At 31.1% G+C, this 18,516-nt stretch carries 8 protein-coding genes; 3 read left to right on the top strand and 5 right to left on the bottom strand.

Annotated features, from left to right (window positions below; all coding sequences use genetic code 11):
• Both AAC008_RS11850 and AAC008_RS11845 read right to left on the bottom strand, forming a co-directional pair.
• On the bottom strand, nt 1-3,117 hold a 3,117-nt coding region (locus AAC008_RS11850; RefSeq protein WP_339889496.1), incomplete at its 3' end, for an Ig-like domain-containing protein.
• 35 nt (nt 3,118-3,152) lie between these two features.
• Nucleotides 3,153-11,942: a DUF11 domain-containing protein gene (locus AAC008_RS11845; protein ID WP_339889495.1), complete on the bottom strand. Its 8,790-nt coding sequence runs from the start codon at nt 11,940-11,942 to the stop codon at nt 3,153-3,155.
• Between the two features lie 353 nt (nt 11,943-12,295).
• Between AAC008_RS11845 and AAC008_RS11840 the strand changes: the two genes are divergently transcribed.
• The 3 genes from AAC008_RS11840 to AAC008_RS11830 are packed head-to-tail and all read left to right on the top strand — an operon-like array spanning nt 12,296 to nt 15,798.
• Entirely contained in the window at nt 12,296-12,772 is a 477-nt protein-coding gene (locus AAC008_RS11840; protein ID WP_339889494.1) for a phosphoglycerate mutase family protein, read from the top strand.
• 2 nt (nt 12,773-12,774) lie between these two features.
• Nucleotides 12,775-14,886: a polyphosphate kinase 1 gene (ppk1, locus tag AAC008_RS11835; RefSeq protein WP_339889500.1), complete on the top strand. Its 2,112-nt coding sequence runs from the start codon at nt 12,775-12,777 to the stop codon at nt 14,884-14,886.
• Nucleotides 14,887-14,907: 21 nt separating this feature from the next.
• A complete protein-coding gene (locus AAC008_RS11830; protein WP_339889493.1) occupies nt 14,908-15,798 on the top strand; it encodes an exopolyphosphatase in 891 nt (296 codons plus the stop codon).
• A 6-nt stretch (nt 15,799-15,804) separates the two neighbouring features.
• Here the strand turns inward: AAC008_RS11830 and AAC008_RS11825 are convergent, their stop codons facing one another.
• From AAC008_RS11825 to AAC008_RS11815, 3 genes are all read right to left on the bottom strand, one after another.
• Nucleotides 15,805-16,209, bottom strand: coding sequence for a BLUF domain-containing protein (locus AAC008_RS11825; protein WP_339889492.1), 405 nt, complete (start codon nt 16,207-16,209; stop codon nt 15,805-15,807).
• Nucleotides 16,210-16,247: 38 nt separating this feature from the next.
• Complete coding sequence (locus tag AAC008_RS11820; RefSeq protein ID WP_339889491.1) at nt 16,248-18,092, bottom strand: DNA polymerase III subunit gamma/tau; 1,845 nt, start codon at nt 18,090-18,092, stop codon at nt 16,248-16,250.
• 100 nt (nt 18,093-18,192) lie between these two features.
• Nucleotides 18,193-18,489 carry a hypothetical protein gene (locus AAC008_RS11815; RefSeq protein ID WP_339889490.1) on the bottom strand — a complete coding sequence of 99 codons (297 nt, stop codon included), beginning with the start codon at nt 18,487-18,489 and terminating at the stop codon, nt 18,193-18,195.
• Nucleotides 18,490-18,516 lie beyond the last annotated feature (27 nt).

The following is an 18,516-nucleotide window of genomic DNA, read 5'->3' as shown; positions in this document are numbered from 1 at the left end:
AACAGGAGTATCAACATAAGTTACATTGATATCTGCAATAGCATTGGTTGTGTTAGAATCTACTACCACAGTAATATTAGCGACATCACAGTTGTCAGGACTTGCAATTTCGCAAATCATGTATGTAATTACATAGGTTCCTGCAGGAGTTCCAATTGCTACAGACACATTTCCATCAGAAGTATTAAGTGAAACACCTGAATTAGTTGCAGGAGTTAACACAGATATAGTAACTGTACTAGCATCAATAAAAGTTATTCCATTTAAACTATCATTAGATGTTAAAGCATTAACTAAATTTGGATTACCTATAGTTTGATTAACAGGAGTTGACGACATATTGTCATCATTTGCAATAATTACATTTGTTTCAGTTGGGTCTTCTACAACTATGATTACGTTTGCAGTATCACAGTTAGTTGGATTCCCTACTTCACATATAGTATAAGTTGCAGTATATATTCCAGGAGGAGTTCCTGCTAAAACTGTTACTAAACCAGTAGTAGTATTAATAGAAAGACCACCAGTCGGAGTATTTTGGAAAGAAGTTCCCACCGTAATGATTACTAGAGAAGGATTTGTTATAGGGTTTCCGTTAAGAATGTCGTTTGTAAGGATATTAACAGGAGTGCTCACTACAGTTCCGTCTACAGGATTTGTAGTATCATTTACCGCATCAATAGTATTAGGTATTGCAGGATCTTCCACAATAACAATAATATTAGCACTATCACAATTAGATATATTTGCTACTTCACATATTGTATAAGGAATAGTGTATGTACCAGGAGTTGTTCCTACTGGTACAGTAAATTCACCTGTAGCAGTATTGTATAAACTACCAGGAATTATAGTAAGGTCAATCATAGTTACACTCACAACAGAAGGACCAAACGGAGCACCGTTTAAAGTATCGTTGTTTAAGATGTCAATAGTATGAGGAACGTTATTCGCTACAGGACCAAATGGGTCATTAACTGCATCGATAACTAATAAAGGAGTATCAATATCTGTACATGTTGGACATGATGGGTTAGGATCAGAAGTGTCACTTGTTATAGTAACGACATTTGTTAAGTTTCCAGTGTAGCTTGAAGGAACAGTAAGAGTTAAAGTATAAATTACTGTAGTTCCATTGGCCAAAGTTGGTAAAGTGTCTAAAAGTGCACCAGTACCACTTGAACCATTATCACCACTCCATGTTGCTGTTGTAATTCCACTAGGTAGAGCATCACTAACAACTACATTTGTAGCATCATCTGGACCATTATTAGTAACAGTAATTGTATAAGTTACATTTGTTCCTGGAGTATATGTTGCTGAGTTATCTGTTTTAACAGTAACAATATCAGCACTATTAGCAGTTACATTAATAGTTACTAAAGCTGTATCACAATTTGCAGTAGGCGTATTGTTGTTACAAACAGTATATTCAAAACTATCTGGTCCACTATAATTTGCATTTGGTGTATATGTTACAATATCATCTGTAGGATCTAATGGCGTTGCATTAGGGTCAGTTATAGTAACAGTTCCGTTAGTTGGTAAAGTAGAAATTGTTAATGTACCATATAGAGGGACATTCGGATCACCAATAAATAAAGTATCATTAAAATATATATCTATATCGACAAAAGAGTTTTCTTGAACTGTAGCTGAATCATCTTCTGTTTCTATAACATATATTATAAATATTGCAGTATCACAGTTTGAAGGATTTGCTACTTCGCAAATTTGATACTGAATTGAATAACTTTGTGCAACTGTATTAAGTGGAACAAATATATCACCACTAGCGTTTATTACTAAACCAGGTAGTGGAGAAACTCCAAAAATTGTAATATTTACTAATGCAGGATTAGTAATAGCTATTGTCTCTAATGAATCAATTCCATTACCATTATTAGCAAAAATATTTCCTACAACACCTTGCTCAGATGTACTTATAGTAAAATTATTGTCATCTTCAGCAATAATTGAAGGTTCAATAGTTATAGTTATAAAAGCAGTATCACAAATTCCAGGATTTAATGCATCACAAATTTGATATTCTGCAACATAAGGAACCCCATTATTTACATTTGAATTGATAGGTATTGTTATGTCACCATTATTATCAATTGCTAATCCGGTTAAACCACCATTACTAATTAATGTAATAATAACTGTTGATCCAACAGTTATAGGATTTCCATTTAAAGTATCTGGTGCAACACCATTATTAGGAAATATATTTCCAATAGTTCCATCAGCTTCATTTGCAGTAATTGTATCGTCTTCTGCAATAATCTGTGCATTAACAGTAATAAAAATAGTCGCAGAATCACAATTTGAAGGTATTGCTACTTCACAAATTTGATAGATTACTTCATAATTTCCTGGATCTGTATTTGCTGGGACATTCACATCTCCACTTGGACTAATTGTTAAACCAGTTATTCCATCAGGATCTAGAACAGTTATACTAACTAACGCAGGATTACTAATTGGTGTACCGTATAATGTGTCTTGACCAAAATCATTATCCGCAAAAACATTTCCTATAACACCACCATTTGGAAAGTTAATTGACATATTATCATCAATTGCATCAATACAAACCGTACCTGAATTATTATAATTAGCGTTATAAACGTCTGTTAGCATTCCATTGTCGATTGAATTTCTAAAATCACCACCAAACATTCCAGGATCACTAGAGTCTGGATCAACACCAATGTTAAATAACCTTAAACCAGGTACACATCCACCATTTATGGTAAACGAGAAGATAAGTAATTCTTCACCTGCAACTAGATTTGTTAAGGAACCACCAGAATCCACACCATGAAAATCACTTTGTGGTTGAGGAGTAGGAGCATATATAATTGAGTTATCACCCCAATTTCCTGCATTAAAACTTGTTAAGTTTTGAAGTGGACTATTAGCTACAGATGCAGGAACAACAACTGATATTTGAGATGGTCCCCAAGTAAAGTTATTCTGAGTAAAATCAGGTCTTGCATAAACTTCGTATCTGTTAAGTGTAGTATTGTACTTTAGGGTTAAGTCGATATCTTGACTATAGCCTAAAAAGTTTACTAACAGAATAAGACCAAATATTATTTTGTTTCTCATCTTTTTATATTTATTATTTATCATCTGGTTAAGATTTAATTTGGTGTTTGCTCTATGAAAAGGTTGTAGTTATAAAAATTCAACACATTCAGAGTATACTTAGTTATTACATTAAAGAAAATATATGTAGGGTCATTTCCAGGGCCACTATATTTAACTTTTGCATCCATATTAACGTCTCCCATAAAGTAACCTGGAAAAGCATTATTAAAGTTGTAAAAATTAAAGTCATTTCCTGTATAATTCAATATTGTATTGAAGATAACTGCTTGATCAGTATTTGGCCCAGAATATTTAACTTTATTATCAGCATTCGTATTTCCTGCCCACATTGCATATTTACCATTCGTTTCTTGTTCTTGTTCAAAACCGTCAAAATCAACTGGAGTGTTAAAGTTCCATAATTGAGATGGAGTAGCAGAACTAAAATCAAATACTGCATTTGTTCCAGAGAAAGAAAGCGGTACAGCTGTCATTACTCCTAAATGGTTTCTATGTTTAACAGAAATGAAATAACTTGCTTTTGTTAAGTTATTAAAACTTAAACTACTTGTTCCATCAGAACTTTCAACAATATCACCGTCTCTTTGAATTAAAGCTGATTTTGTATGCATAACAATTGAGTTGTTTGCAGGATCTCTTAATTCAACAAATACCCAGTCAACAATTGCATTATCACCCGTGACGCTTAAAACAGCATTTGTAGTTTGTTCACTTGCAACAAAATCGGGTCTATTAAACCTAACGTTTCCAGCAGTTCCCATTACCGAATATGGTTCAGTTAAAGGAATAACATTGTTTGTTCTTAAGTTGTCACGCATTTTACCATCAGTAGTTCCAAATAAAGAACCTTGAAGTAATGCTTTTATTTCAACTCTTGAATTTTCAATTACAATCGTAACAATTGCTGAATCACAGTTTGTAGTTGGATTTAAATTACCGCAAATTTGATATTCAAAAGTATAAGTTCCTGAAGGTAAATTTGGATTAACGGAAATAGAACCAGTTGTTGGATTAATTGTAAAATTAGGAGACGGATTTATTAACGTTAATGTTACATCTGCTGGGTTTACAAAGTTCAAATTATAAACGTCATTAGAATAAACATTAAATAAATTTGTAAATCCTGTTGTTGTATTTAAAGGTGTTCCTGAATAATTATCATCATTAGCAACTATTGTTGGTCCAACAACAAGTACTTCTGCAATTGCAGTATGACAATCTGTAGGTAATGCTGCATTACATACTTGGTATGTTAATACATAGGTACCAGCTGGAGTATTAGGAGCTACATTTATAGTTCCATTAGGTTGTAAAGTAATAAAACCAGTTGGATCTGCTATAGATGTTGTTAAAATAATATCATTAATGTTTATTGGAGAAATACCATTATAGTAGTCATTATCTAAAACATTTAGAACAGCATTTTGTCCAGATAAACCATTTATTGGTCCAGCATAATCATCATTTAAGATAATAGTAGCTTTTGGGAAAGTTGTTACAGAAGATATATTATCTGCTGTATTTGGGTCAACTTGGTCACCTGATATTTCTGCTGTATTTGTGTAGTTTGAAATTGTATTGACTTGAGCCGTAACAGTTAAAACATAAGTATTTCCTACAGCCATATTACCAATATTCCAAACACCAGTATTTGGGTTGTAGGTTCCAATTCCAGCTGCATGAGTTATATAATTATATCCATTTGGTAAAACATCATCAACTCTAACGCCAGTAGCATTAGATATACCATTATTAAAAGCAACAATTGTAAATACAACATTGGTACCTATATTTGGTGTTGGATTATCTACTGTTTTTGTAACCGATAGATCTGATAATTTAACTGGTGTAGTCGAAGCTGAAGCTTGTGTATTAGATGTATTTGTATCGTTTTCATTTGCATCTATAATAGCTGTATTAGTATAATTACCTGTTGTATTGACAGTAGCAATTATAGTTAATGTTTGAGAAACGCCATTATTTAAATTTCCTATTGTCCAACTACCATTTGTATTATTATAATTTCCTGCAGTAACAGTGTGACTTACATAAGTATATCCACTTGGTAATGAATCTGCAACGTTTGTTCCAGTTGCATTACTTGGTCCATAATTAGTTGCTATAACTGTAAAGGTTACATTTGTGCCAACATTTGGAGTGGTATTATTAACTGTTTTTGTAACACCAACATCAGCCAAAGGCCACGGAGTTGTAGTAGCAGAAGATGAATTATTAGTTAAAATAGGGTCATTTTCAATAGCTGTTACAGTAGCAGTATTTGTAAAATTTCCAGAAGGATTTACAGTAGCAGTGATTTCCATAGTTACCGTAGTTTGATTAAGCATTGCACCAATACTCCAAACACCATTTGTACTATTATAACTTCCTACTGACACGACATTACTAACGTAAGTATATCCAGTTGGTAATAAATCTGTAGCTGTTACACCTGTTGCGTTACTTGGCCCATTATTAGTAACAACGATTGAGAAGATTACATTTCCATTTACATCAGGAGTTGTAATATCAACTTGTTTAAGTATCGCTATATCACTTGATAATACTGGAGTAGTTAAAGCTGAAGAAGTGTTATTTGTCATAACATTATCAGTATTTGTTCCAGAAATTACAGCTGTATTAACATAATTACCACTATTTAGAACTTTTGCAGTAATTGTTAATGTTTGTGATTGACTATTATTTAAATTTCCAATTGTCCATGTACCAGTAACATTATTATAAGTTCCTTGTGTAGCACTATAAGTTACATAACTATATCCAGAAGGCAATAAATCAGCCACTGAAACTCCTGTTCCAACACTTGGTCCATTGTTAGTAGCTACTAAGGTAAATATAACATTTGATCCAACTAAAGGAGTTGCATTATTAACTGATTTAACAATTGCCAAATCAGAAATTGGATTAGGTACAGGAGTAGTGCTACTCGAATTATTTGAAGGATCAGAATCATATTCTGTTTGACTTACACTAGCAGTATTTAAATAATTTCCGTTTGGATTTACAAGTGCTGTAATAGTCATAGTTTGTGTTTGACCATTGTTTAAGTTACCTATATTCCATAATCCAGTAACATTATTATATGTTCCAACTGAAGTTGTATTTGATTGATATGTATATCCAGATAATAAATTATCAGTAACAACAACATTTGTTGCATTACTTGGTCCGTTATTTATAACAGCAATTGTAAATGTTACTTGAGAACCTACGTTTGGAGTTGCACTGTTAACTGTTTTAGTTATAGCAATTTCTGTTACAGGTAATGGCATAGTTACGGCAGTATCCGTATTATTTGATAAATCTGCATCAAATTCTAAACCAGTAATAGTTGCAGAATCAGTGTAATTACCAGTTGGTAGAACCGTTACAGTTATTTCTAAAACCTCACTAGTTCCAGAAGGTAGATTACCAATTGTCCAAACACCTGTTGTTGGGTTAAAAGATCCAACTGATTGATTGCTTGATACAAATGTATATCCATTTGGTAAAGTGTTTGTTACTGTAACACCAGTTCCATCACTTAAACCATTATTAGTAGCAACTATTGTGAAAATTACGTTACTTCCAACAATTGGAGTTGTAATATCAACATTATTTGTTATTGATAAATCTGCATTTTTAGTTGGAGTAGTAGAAGCAGTTGCAGTATCATTTGAAGATACATTATCTAATTCATTTCCATCAATCGTTGCAGTGTTTAAATAATTTCCATTTCCTTTTACTTTAACAGTTAATGTTAAGGTTGCAGAACCACCATTAGTTAAATTATTAATAACCCAATTTCCATTTCCGTTATTATATACTCCTAATGTAGCAGAAGCATTTACAAATTCATATCCTGAAGGTAATAAATCATTAACAATTACACCAGTTGCATTACTTGGTCCGTTGTTGGTTGCAACTATTGTAAACACAACATTATTTCCGACAGTTGGTGTAGCATTATTTACAGTTTTTGTAACTCCTAAATCAGCTAATCTAATTGGAATAACTGAAGCTGATGATATATTATTAGAAGGATTATTATCTGATTGATTTCCAGAAACAGTGGCTGTATTCGTGTAATTACCACTATTATTAACGGTTGCAGTAATTGTTAACGTTCTAGTTTGAACAGTATTTAAATTTCCAATATTCCATATTCCTGATGTATTACTGTATGATGAACCTCCAGGAGCATTATGTGAAACATAAGTATATCCACTAGGAAGTAAATCTTGAACAATAACTCCGGTAGCATTACTAGTACCATTATTATTAACAGTTATAGTAAATATAACATTTTGCCCTACTTGAGGTGAAGCGTTATTTACTGTTTTTACAACAGCTAAATCAGCTACTTGCCCAACAATAGGTGAAGAAATAGAACTATTATTATTAAGGTTAGGATCAAATTGATCACCAACAACATTAGCAATATTAGTATAAGGTCCATTCGCATTAACTTGAACGGTAACAGTCAACGTTTGACTAATACCATTGTTTAAGGTACCAATAGTCCATAAACCAGAAGTATTATTATAAGAACCAATTGATGTTGTACTTGATAAATAAGTATATCCAGCTGGTAATAAGTCATTAACTTTAACACCAGTTGCATTTATAGGACCATTGTTTGTTGCTACTATAGTAAATGTAATTACATTTCCAACGTTTGGAGTTGCTAAATCTACTGTTTTTAAAACGGCCAAATCCGCATTTGGAATTGGAGTTGGAGTAGAAGTTGATGTGTTATTAGAAACATTTGGATCAAATTCATTTCCGAAAGCAGTAGCTGTATTTGAATAATTTCCTGTTGGATTTACTAAAGCAACAATTGTTAACGTTTGTGATGCTCCATTTGCTAATGAACTTAATGTCCATTGTGCTTGGTTATAAGAACCTGAAGTAGCTGAATGACTAATATAAGTATAACCTGAAGGTAAAGCTTCTGCTACTACAATTCCTGTAGCATTACTTGGACCAGCATTTGTTAATTCAATTGTAAACGTTACATTTTGGCCCATTAAAGGGGTTTGATTGTCAACAGTTTTTGTTACAATTAAATCACTTTTAGGAACTGGAGTAGTTGTAACTGTTGATGTATTATTTCCTGGATTAGGATCAGTAAAAGCTTGAGTTACTGTTGCAGTATTTGAATAAGGTCCTGTATTATTTACAGTAACAACAATATCTAAAGAAGCAACGTTTCCATTAGCTAAGTTTCCAATATCCCATAATCCTGTAGTTGAGTTATAGAATCCTAAAGTAGCAGTACTAGATACATAAGTGTATCCATTTTGCAATAAATCACTAACTTCTACATCTTGAGAATTACTTGGGCCATTATTGGTTACAGTTACAGTAAAAGTAACTTGACTTCCAACTAAAGGAGTTGAGTTATTTACAGTTTTTACAACAGCTAAATCAGCTATTATATTTGGAGTTGTTGAAGCTGATGATGTATTGTTCGTCAAATTAGGATCAATCTCATTTCCTGTAACGGTAGCTGTATTTACATAATTACCCGTTTGAAGTGCTGTAGCAGTTATTGTTAAAGTTTTAGTTCCATTTGCTAAAATACTGCCTGCATTCCAAACACCAGTTGTACTATTATAATTTCCTGTAGTTGCAGTATATGAAACAAATGAATACCCACTCGGTAACAAATCTTGTACAGTTACACCAGTGGCATTACTTGGGCCAGTATTACCAACTATTATTGTAAATATTACATTTGATCCCACTAAAGGTGTTTGATTATTTACTGTTTTAGTTACGCTCAAATCAGTTACAGGATTTGGTGTCGTAGATGCACTAGATGTATTATTTGTGCTTACTGTATCAACAACACTACTAGATGTTATAGTTGCAGTATTTAAATAATTTCCTGAACTTTTAACAGTTACATTAGCTGTTAATGTAGCAGTTTGTCCTGGATTAAGATTAAAGTTAGTCCAATTAACATTTGAATTATACTGTCCAGCACTTACAGTTACATTATTTACAGTATATCCAGTAGGAAAAGCTTCTGCTACTATTATATTGTTAGCAGTACTTGGGCCATTATTTGTTACAGTTACTGTAAAAATCACATTGGAACCTACATTAGGTGTAGTGTTACTTACTGTTTTTACAACTGATAAATCAGCATTTTTAACTGGTACAGTGCTTGCACTTGCTGTATTGTTACTTGTGTTTGGGTCAGTATTATTGCTAGTAGCTGTAGCTGTATTAGTATAATTACCTGAATTTAGTACAGTTGCTGTAATTGTTAATGTTCTTGTAATACCATTGTTAAGAGTTCCTACAGTCCAAACCCCAGTACTAGAAATATAAGTTCCAGCAGTTTGAGTGTGAGAAGAATAAGTATATCCACTAGGCAAAAGATCTGTTACAATAGTATTAGTAGCGTTACTTGGACCGTTGTTAGTTACATTTATTGTAAAAATAACATTTGTACCAACTAATGGAGTAGCATTACTAACCATTTTTGTTACTGCAATATCAGATACTGGATTAGCATTTGGTGTAACACTAGAAGTATTATTTGGAGTATTAGTATCTAATTCGTTTCCTGTTATGGTAGCAATATTTTTATAAACACCTGTTGCTTTTACTGTAGCTGTTATTGTTAAGGTTCCAGTTGAACTAACTGACATATCACCAATAGTCCAAATACCTGTTGAAGAATTATATGAACCTACAGAGGCTGTATTTGAAACATATAAATATCCAGAAGGAAGTAAATCATTTACAGAAACTCCTGTTGCATTACTTGGTCCGTAATTGTTAACAGCAATTGTAAATATTACTTGAGATCCTACTTGTGGATTTGAGTTATTTACAGTCTTAACAACTCCTAAATCAGTAATTGGAGTCGGTTCTACTCTTATTAAATCTTCATTGTTTGATAAGTCAGGATCAAATTCAAAACCAGCTATCGTTGTTGGAAAATTATATTCTCCTTGAGGTAAAACTGTAGCAATTATTGTTAAAGTTTGCGTTTGTCCATTAGTAAGTGAAGGAATTGACCATTCACCTGTAGTTTGATTGTAAGTTCCACCTGTTTGTGAAGAACTTACATAAGTATATCCATTTGGTAAAATACCTGCTACATTTATGTTTGTACCTGTATTTGCACCATTATTTCCTGCTAAAATTGTAAATGTAACATTAGAACCTACATTTGGAGTAGTATTATTTACATTTATGTCAACATATAAATCAACACATCCTTTTTTAGCATTTGTAAATACATCTTGAGTATAAATTCCCCATCCCCATGTGTTAATTACTCTAATATTACCAAAATCATTACATAAAATATTATCATCTTGATTTCCATTAACTATTGGTGCCGGAATTACATTTCCAATATTTCCGTTTCCACTCCATGCATGTGCTGGTGAAACTGATCCAATTGTAGAGTTATTTAAACCTGCTCCGGTAATGTTACTTGTATTATTAAAACTAGCATCACAAGTTGTACCTACCTGAGTTAATAAACTATCGTCCCAATACATTTGTGCATTTGGAACAGAAATAGGAGCAACAAGAGATACTTTAATACCATTAGCATTAATTTCAGCATCATATATAGGTAAATTAAATCTACCTTTTAATAAAATCAATGATAGCTGTATTGTAGTTGTATTATTTACATTATTTCCTAAACCATCTAAACCATCCCATTGTGCCTCATTGTATCCGGCTGGCACATTAAACAATTCTAAAATTCTATCGGTTGTACCTGCTTGATAACCAGGAATTCCATTTAAATTAAATAAAATCTTAATATCACCTGATTCTGGAGCATCAAATCTTATAGCATACATAGGACCACAACCACTAATTGCGGGATTAATAAATTTAGGCAGCAGTGGAACTGATGCAATGGGGTATACCGTTGAGTCGGGTTGATTCAAAAATATTTTATATCCATTCTGAAAAGAAGGAGAAACACTTGAGTTTATAGAACGTCTATTAACAGCAAAGTTACTTGTGTTAACAACTCCATAACTATTTACTGCAACATCATAAGCAACAGGTCTAAAGTTTGGCTGGAATTCAATTTTAACAATTGCTTTATCATCTGTGTAAGCAAATAATTGTGGTGAAGATGAAGAATTAATGTTAACTGAAAATTGTACTTCTGCACCATTTGTTGGTTGTACAGCAACAAAAGCCCATTTATCAGAATGAACTCTACCATTATAAACTGTATTATTAGCTTTAGCAACTGTAAAATCGAAATATGGAGAATGTGCCCAATTGCTCGAATTTCCACTATTACCATTAGGTATCATAGTTGCACCACCATCATTACTACGGTACGTTTCAATCCAAAACTCCCCATTTACTGAAGGATCAAAAGTAATAGGAGTATATCCTGTAGGATTTAATCCATTAATGTTTGGTCCAGCTAAGGCTTGAGCATAAGAATTAATCTTTCCTACTGAGTTATTTGGATTCCATAAAGTTGGACCTACTATAACGCTTCCATCAGGTCTTCTAATTCTATAATATACATCGGTTAAATTTGGAATTGTACCAGAAGTGACTCCATTTGAGTATTGTCTCCAATCAAAACCAAAATAGAAATTTTCTACCGAATGGTCTTTAATTCGGAAATAAATTCGGTTGTCTTCGTTACAATTTAAAAACGAACCCGAATTACGATAAGGGATAATAACTAATGAAGTTAAGTTACTAGATGTTGGTGAAACTGTTTTTGTACCTTCAGCATTTGCTTCAAAATTGAATACAGACGCAACAATGCACAACAAAACAATCAACCTTTTGAGTAAAGTGTGTTTCATACCGATTCTTATAATATTTTATTTGTCTATTGTGTTAACTTTAACAAAGTTGTTGTAGTTACCACCTTACAAATGTAAAGGAGTTATTTAAATAATCAAATATGTCTTTAACTTATTCGATTAAAAACATTCATTTTCCGTTTAAAAACAATAGTTATCAACAATTAATAGCTTTAATTATGTATTTTATTATTAATAAATTGCAAGAAAAACAACATAAAAAAAGATTTTTTGACTTTTTTCATGAATAATAAAAGATAAAACATCTTTTTTGTTAAATAATTCATATTAATTATTTTAGGTCTATTTCTTGTATTAAATTTGTTAACAATTAATAAATTTAGATATATTTTATGCTTTTAATTCTAATTAGGCACGCAAAATCTTCTTGGGAATATGATTTAATTGATCATGAAAGACCTTTATCTTCTCGAGGTTTAAAAGACTCACAATTAGTATTTAATGAAATTAGAAATTTTCTACCAAATAAATATGTAGTTTATAGTAGTTCTTCGAAAAGAACAACACAAACAGTAAAAATATTCTCAATTTTGAACAATTTACAGTTTGATGACATTGTTTTTAAAAAGGAACTTTATACGTTTAATAGTCTTGAACTCGAAAAATGTATAACAAGCTATAAAAAAGAGAATTTGATAATTTTTGGTCATAATAATGCCATTACAGATTTTGTTAATAAGTTTGGAAATTATTATATTGAAAATGTACCTACTTGTGGCGTAGTAATTATTAAATTTGAAGCATTAAATACTATATCTCCAAAAAAAGGAGTTATAATTAAGACAATTTTCCCTAGAGATTTAAAATAATGATGGATAATCACGTTGAAAACCTATATATTGACCGCGAAAAAAGCTGGTTAACTTTTAATGCTCGTGTGTTGCAAGAAGCTGCAGATGAGTCTGTTCCACTTCTAGATAGACTTAGATTTTTGGGAATATTTTCAAATAATTTGGATGAATTCTTTAGAGTTCGATATGCAGCTATTCGTAGAATGAATATGGAGGAAGAGAATACTGAAAAAATTTTAGGTGGAATTACTGCTGAAAAATTATTAAAAGACATTACAGACATTGTTATTGAACATCAGTCTGAAAGTTTAAGAATTTTAAGTGATATAGAAGAGAAATTAGAAAAAGAAAATATCTACATCATAAATGAAAAAGAAATAAACAAAGAACAAGAAAATTTTATAAAAGATTTTTTTATTCAAAATGTAAGTCCAGCTGTTGTAACGATTATGTTAAATGATTTAGAAGAATTTCCTTTATTAATGGATACTTCTGGATATTTGGCAGTAAAATTAGTTATGAAACCAACAAACGAAACTTTTTTTGATACTTTTCTACCTAAACAAGAGATTAAGTATGCTATTGTTGAGATGCCAAAAACAGTGAATAGGTTTGTTGTTTTACCATCAAATAATGAAAAACAACACATTATACTTTTGGATGATGTAATTAGATATAATTTGCATAGTATTTTTAATGTATTTGATTATGAGTCAATTAGTGCTCATATGGTTAAGATTACTCGTGATGCTCAATTGGAATTTGATAGTGATTTGTCAAAAAGTTTACTTGAAAAAATATCAGTTTCTGTAAAAGAAAGAAGAGTTGGTGAACCAGTTCGTTTTGTTTATGATCAAGCGATTGCCAAAGACACTTTAGATTTCTTATTAACAAGAATGAAAATCGATAGTTCAGATAGTATTATACCTGGTGGAAGATATCATAACCGAAGAGATTATATGAATTTTCCAAACTTAGGAAGATATGATTTACTTTATAAGCAAAACTTTGCCTTGCCAATACCTGGCTTAGATTTAGAAGGAAGTCTTTTAACCAAAATAAAAGAAAAAGATTATTTATTAAATGCTCCTTATCAATCATTCTCTTATTTAATTCGTTTTTTAAGAGAAGCTGCTTTAGATCCAAAAGTTGTTTCTATAAAAATAACTTTATATAGATTAGCTAAAAATTCTCAAATAGTTAGTTCTTTAATTAATGCAGCTAGAAATGGAAAGAAAGTAATTGTTCAAATAGAATTACAAGCTCGTTTTGATGAAGCAAGTAATATATCTTATGCCGAACAAATGCAAAGAGATGGCATTCAGCTAATTTTTGGAGTAAAAGGTCTAAAAGTACACAGCAAAATATGTGTAATTGAAAGAATTGAAGCTGAAAACGTTAAGTTATATGGCTTTATATCAACAGGTAATTTTAATGAACTTACTGCTCGTTTTTACACAGATGTAACTTTGTTTACTTATAACCAAAAGATTCTTAAAGACGCCAATAAAATATTTGATTTTTTTGATGTAAATTATCGCATTCATAGATACAAACACTTAATAGTTTCACCACATTATACGCGTTCTCGTTTCAATAAATTATTCGATAGAGAAATTCTTAATGCCCAAGCTGGAAAAAAAGCATATATTAAGCTTAAAATGAATAGCTTAACAGATACAAAAATGATTGATAAGCTTTATGATGCTAGTAGAGCAGGAGTGAAAATCAATTTAATTGTAAGAGGAATTTGCTGTTTAATTCCGGGAGTAAAAGGTATGAGTGAAAACATTAGGGCAATTAGTATTGTTGATAATTATTTGGAGCATTCAAGAGTCTATATTTTTTCTAATGAAGATAATCCAGAAGTTTATATCTCTTCTGCAGATTTTATGACAAGAAACTTAGATGCTAGAGTAGAAGTAACTTGCCCTATTTATGATGATGAAATTAAAAAAGAGTTAATCGAAACTTTTCAGATTTCTTGGAAAGCAAATGTAAAAGCTAGATTACTTAATGGAAGTTTAGAAAATAAATACAAAAAAATAAATGGTGAAAAACCTTTTAGAGCTCAATTAGAAATGTATAATTATTACAGAGATAAATTAGATGTAATTTATCAAAATTTATAAGCCAAAATTAAAAAAATCTAGATGATTACTATAAAAAAATATGCTGCAATAGATATTGGTTCCAATGCGATGCGACTTTTGGTAACCAACATTGTTGAGCAAAAAGATAAGCCTACACAGTTTAACAAAAGTTCATTAGTTCGTGTGCCTATTCGTTTGGGTCAAGATGCTTTTACTGTAGGAGAAATTTCTGAAGAAAGTATCGATAGAATGATTGATGCTATGAAAGCTTTTAAATTATTAATGAAAGTTCATAAAGTGGAACGATATAAAGCTTGTGCAACTTCAGCAATGCGTGAAGCTTATAACGGAAAAGATATTGTAGAGTTAATCAAGAAAAAAGCCGATATAAAAATCGATATTATTGATGGAAAAATGGAAGCTGCTATAATTGCTGCGTCTGAATTAAAACATTTCATCAACAAAGATAAAACTTATTTATATGTTGATGTTGGTGGTGGAAGTACAGAGTTTTCTTTATTTAATGACGGTAAAATTGTAGCTTCGAAATCATTTAAAAATGGTACAGTTCGTTTACTAAATAATATGGTAAATGACATTGTTTGGACAGAAATTGAAAAATGGATTAAAAACGCTACTGCAGAATATGATAATATTACTCTAATTGGCTCTGGTGGAAACATCAATAAGTTATTCAAATTGTCCGAAAAACATCAAGATACTCCTTTGTCTTATGTGTATTTGAATGCGCAATACCAAAAGCTTAACGCAATGACTTATGAAGAAAGAATTTCAGAAATGGGTTTAAATCCTGATAGAGCCGATGTAATTATTCCTGCAACGAGAATATATCTAAAAGCCATGAAATGGAGTGGTGCAAGACAAATTTATGTGCCAAAAATTGGACTTTCGGACGGAATTGTGAAGGCTATGTATTACGGTAGAATTTAAGTTTTTTTATTTTTTACTATCCAAAATTTTCTCAACAGAAGCCCAAAATCTTAATGAAGCTCCTATTGATTTATCAGCAAAACGAGATAATAATTTATAATTGTTGACGAATATTATTTCACTCTCATTTTCTGGTGAAAAAAAGCCCATATTCCAATTTTCAAAATACCTTTTTTCAGAATTGTTTTCCCATAGCAATTCTATTTTATGATGACTTTTATCTTTTAATATTCTATCATAAGTTGATAAAACACTTTTTTTATCTCCTTCTAAAATTTGAATAAAAAAATTATTGTAATAGATTAAACAATCTGTGATTTCTAACTTTGAATTACAACAGACTGACTCATCTAAAATTAAATTCAAAATATTTTGATTTAATTCAGTCATTGATATTGATTGATACGTCAATTGGTAAATTTGTATGCTGTAATGTTAAGGCGTTTTATTTAAACATCCAAATCAAAAGTTTTTCTCAATAAATCTATAGCAGGATTTATGTTTCTTAATCTTTCGTATTTATCATCTGGTGTAAAAGCGTATTTCTTTTCAACAGTTTCATTTACTTTTACATTAATTACAATGTCGTGATTGTGTAGTTTTCCACGTAAATAACCAATTAATTCAACACAACCTGATAAAAAATCTTCTTTAGTACTTTCGTTTGGAAGTTCTAAAGTAATTGTTGTTCCATCTAAAATTGGTTCATTCATTAACATATAAGTTGATAATAACATTTTACCAGTATCAGACATTCTTTGAGCAAATTTATTCCAGAGCAAAAGCATATCCGTCTCAGTAAATTTTTCAGAAGGCAATTCTCCTAAGTGTTTTAAATGTTGACTTTGTTTGGCTTCCAACTCTTTTTTAGCACGCAAACCAGCTAATGATAAAGCAGAAATAGGTTTTTTTGTTGCTAATTGTTGCCCCAAAGTTTCGGGAATGATTGCAGAAGTCTCTTTTGCCTCAGAAGGTTCAACAGTTTGTTTTATTTCAGTAGTATTTTCTGTAATTTGTTCAGTTTTCTCTGTCAACGGAACACTTTTTTCTTCAAGCTCAGCACTAATCACTGATGACTTAACACTTGCAACTGAAATCTGCTGACTGCTTTCTGCAACCTGCTCACTGACTATTGAAGACTGAACACTGCCAACTGATTTAACTTCAGTAATAGAATAAGAATTGTTTCTAAAATGAGTTGCAGGAATTATAAATGTGTTAGGCTTTTTTTTTTCTCCATCAAAAGTGATAGAGGCTAATTGCATCAAACATAATTCGACCAATAACCGCTGATTTTGACTGATTTTGTAATTTAAATCAGTTGTATTGGCTAAATCAATTCCTTTTAGTAAAAAGTCTTGCGAAGCTTTTTGAGATTGTGCACTATATAAAGCTTTAGCTTGTTCTCCAGAATCTAACAAAATTAAAGTAGAAGGAGTTTGACAAACCAATAAATCTCTAAAGTGTGAAGCTAATCCAGCAATAAAATGATGACCATCAAATCCTTTAGCTAAAATATCATCAAAAGCTAAAAGCAATTCTGGAATTTTATTTTCTAGAATTAAATCAGTAACTCTTATATAATATTCAAAATCAAGAACGTTTAGATTTTCATAAACGGCTTGTCTTGTCAAATTATTTCCACAATAAGAAACCACTCTATCAAATATTGATAAGGCATCACGCATGGCACCATCAGCTTTTTGAGCAATAATGTGTAAAGCATCATCTTCAAAACTTACCCCTTGTTCGGTTGCAATTTCTTTTAAATGTTCTTTAGCATCATTAATGGTAATTCTTTTAAAATCAAAAATCTGACAACGCGATAAAATCGTAGGTAGAATTTTATGTTTTTCTGTAGTTGCTAAGATAAAAATTGCGTGTCTTGGAGGTTCTTCTAAAGTTTTCAAAAACGCATTAAATGCAGCTTGAGATAACATATGAACCTCGTCGACAATATAGACTTTATATTTTCCGGTTTGTGGTGGTATTCTAACTTGGTCAATGATATTTCGAATGTCATCCACACTATTATTAGAAGCCGCATCTAATTCAAATACATTGAAAGAAAAATCTTCATCAGGATCATCATAACCTTCTTGATTGATTTTTCGAGCTAATATTCGAGCACAAGTTGTTTTTCCAACACCTCTTGGTCCTGTAAAAAGTAAAGCTTGTGCTAAATGATTATGTTCAATGGCATTAAGTAATGTATTAGTAATAGCTTTTTGCCCTACAACATCTTTAAATGTTTGCGGACGATATTTTCTGGCTGATACTATAAACTGTTCCATTGAATTGAATTGGTATACAAATGTAATTTTTAAATCATCAAATCACAAATTCCAAATTCCAAAAAAGGGTTAATGTTACTAAAAGTTATTCACAATAATTTTATGAAAAATCTCTAATAGATAAGTCAATTAAAATTTTATCAGCACCATTAAATGAATTTGCAGCAAAACCAGCTACAAAAACACCTTTTTGCCCTGATTTTGATTTTATTCCATAAACCATAGACTCATCGTCAGGATTTGAATTTCCTTCATATCTATAAATATGTTCAATCTCAAAATTATCAGGATTGTCTATGATTTCTTGATCGTTGATGTTATAGTCGTATTCAAATCCTTTTTCTTTTAATAGTTTTAAAGCCTCAATTACTGTTGCATAATGATATACCTTTCTCATAAGAACTTAATTTTCAATTAATAATAG

The organism is uncultured Flavobacterium sp. (assembly GCF_963975515.1).
Classification (GTDB): Bacteria; Bacteroidota; Bacteroidia; order Flavobacteriales; family Flavobacteriaceae; genus Flavobacterium.
This window is presented reverse-complemented; position numbering and strand designations above follow the sequence as displayed.

Coding starts and splice junctions, on each gene's coding strand:
- AAC008_RS11845 (WP_339889495.1), bottom strand. CDS start 11,942: ATGAAACACACTTTACTCAAAAGGTTGATTGTTTTGTTGTGCATTGTT.
- AAC008_RS11840 (WP_339889494.1), top strand. CDS start 12,296: ATGCTTTTAATTCTAATTAGGCACGCAAAATCTTCTTGGGAATATGAT.
- ppk1 (WP_339889500.1), top strand. CDS start 12,775: ATGGATAATCACGTTGAAAACCTATATATTGACCGCGAAAAAAGCTGG.
- AAC008_RS11830 (WP_339889493.1), top strand. CDS start 14,908: ATGATTACTATAAAAAAATATGCTGCAATAGATATTGGTTCCAATGCG.
- AAC008_RS11820 (WP_339889491.1), bottom strand. CDS start 18,092: ATGGAACAGTTTATAGTATCAGCCAGAAAATATCGTCCGCAAACATTT.
- AAC008_RS11815 (WP_339889490.1), bottom strand. CDS start 18,489: ATGAGAAAGGTATATCATTATGCAACAGTAATTGAGGCTTTAAAACTA.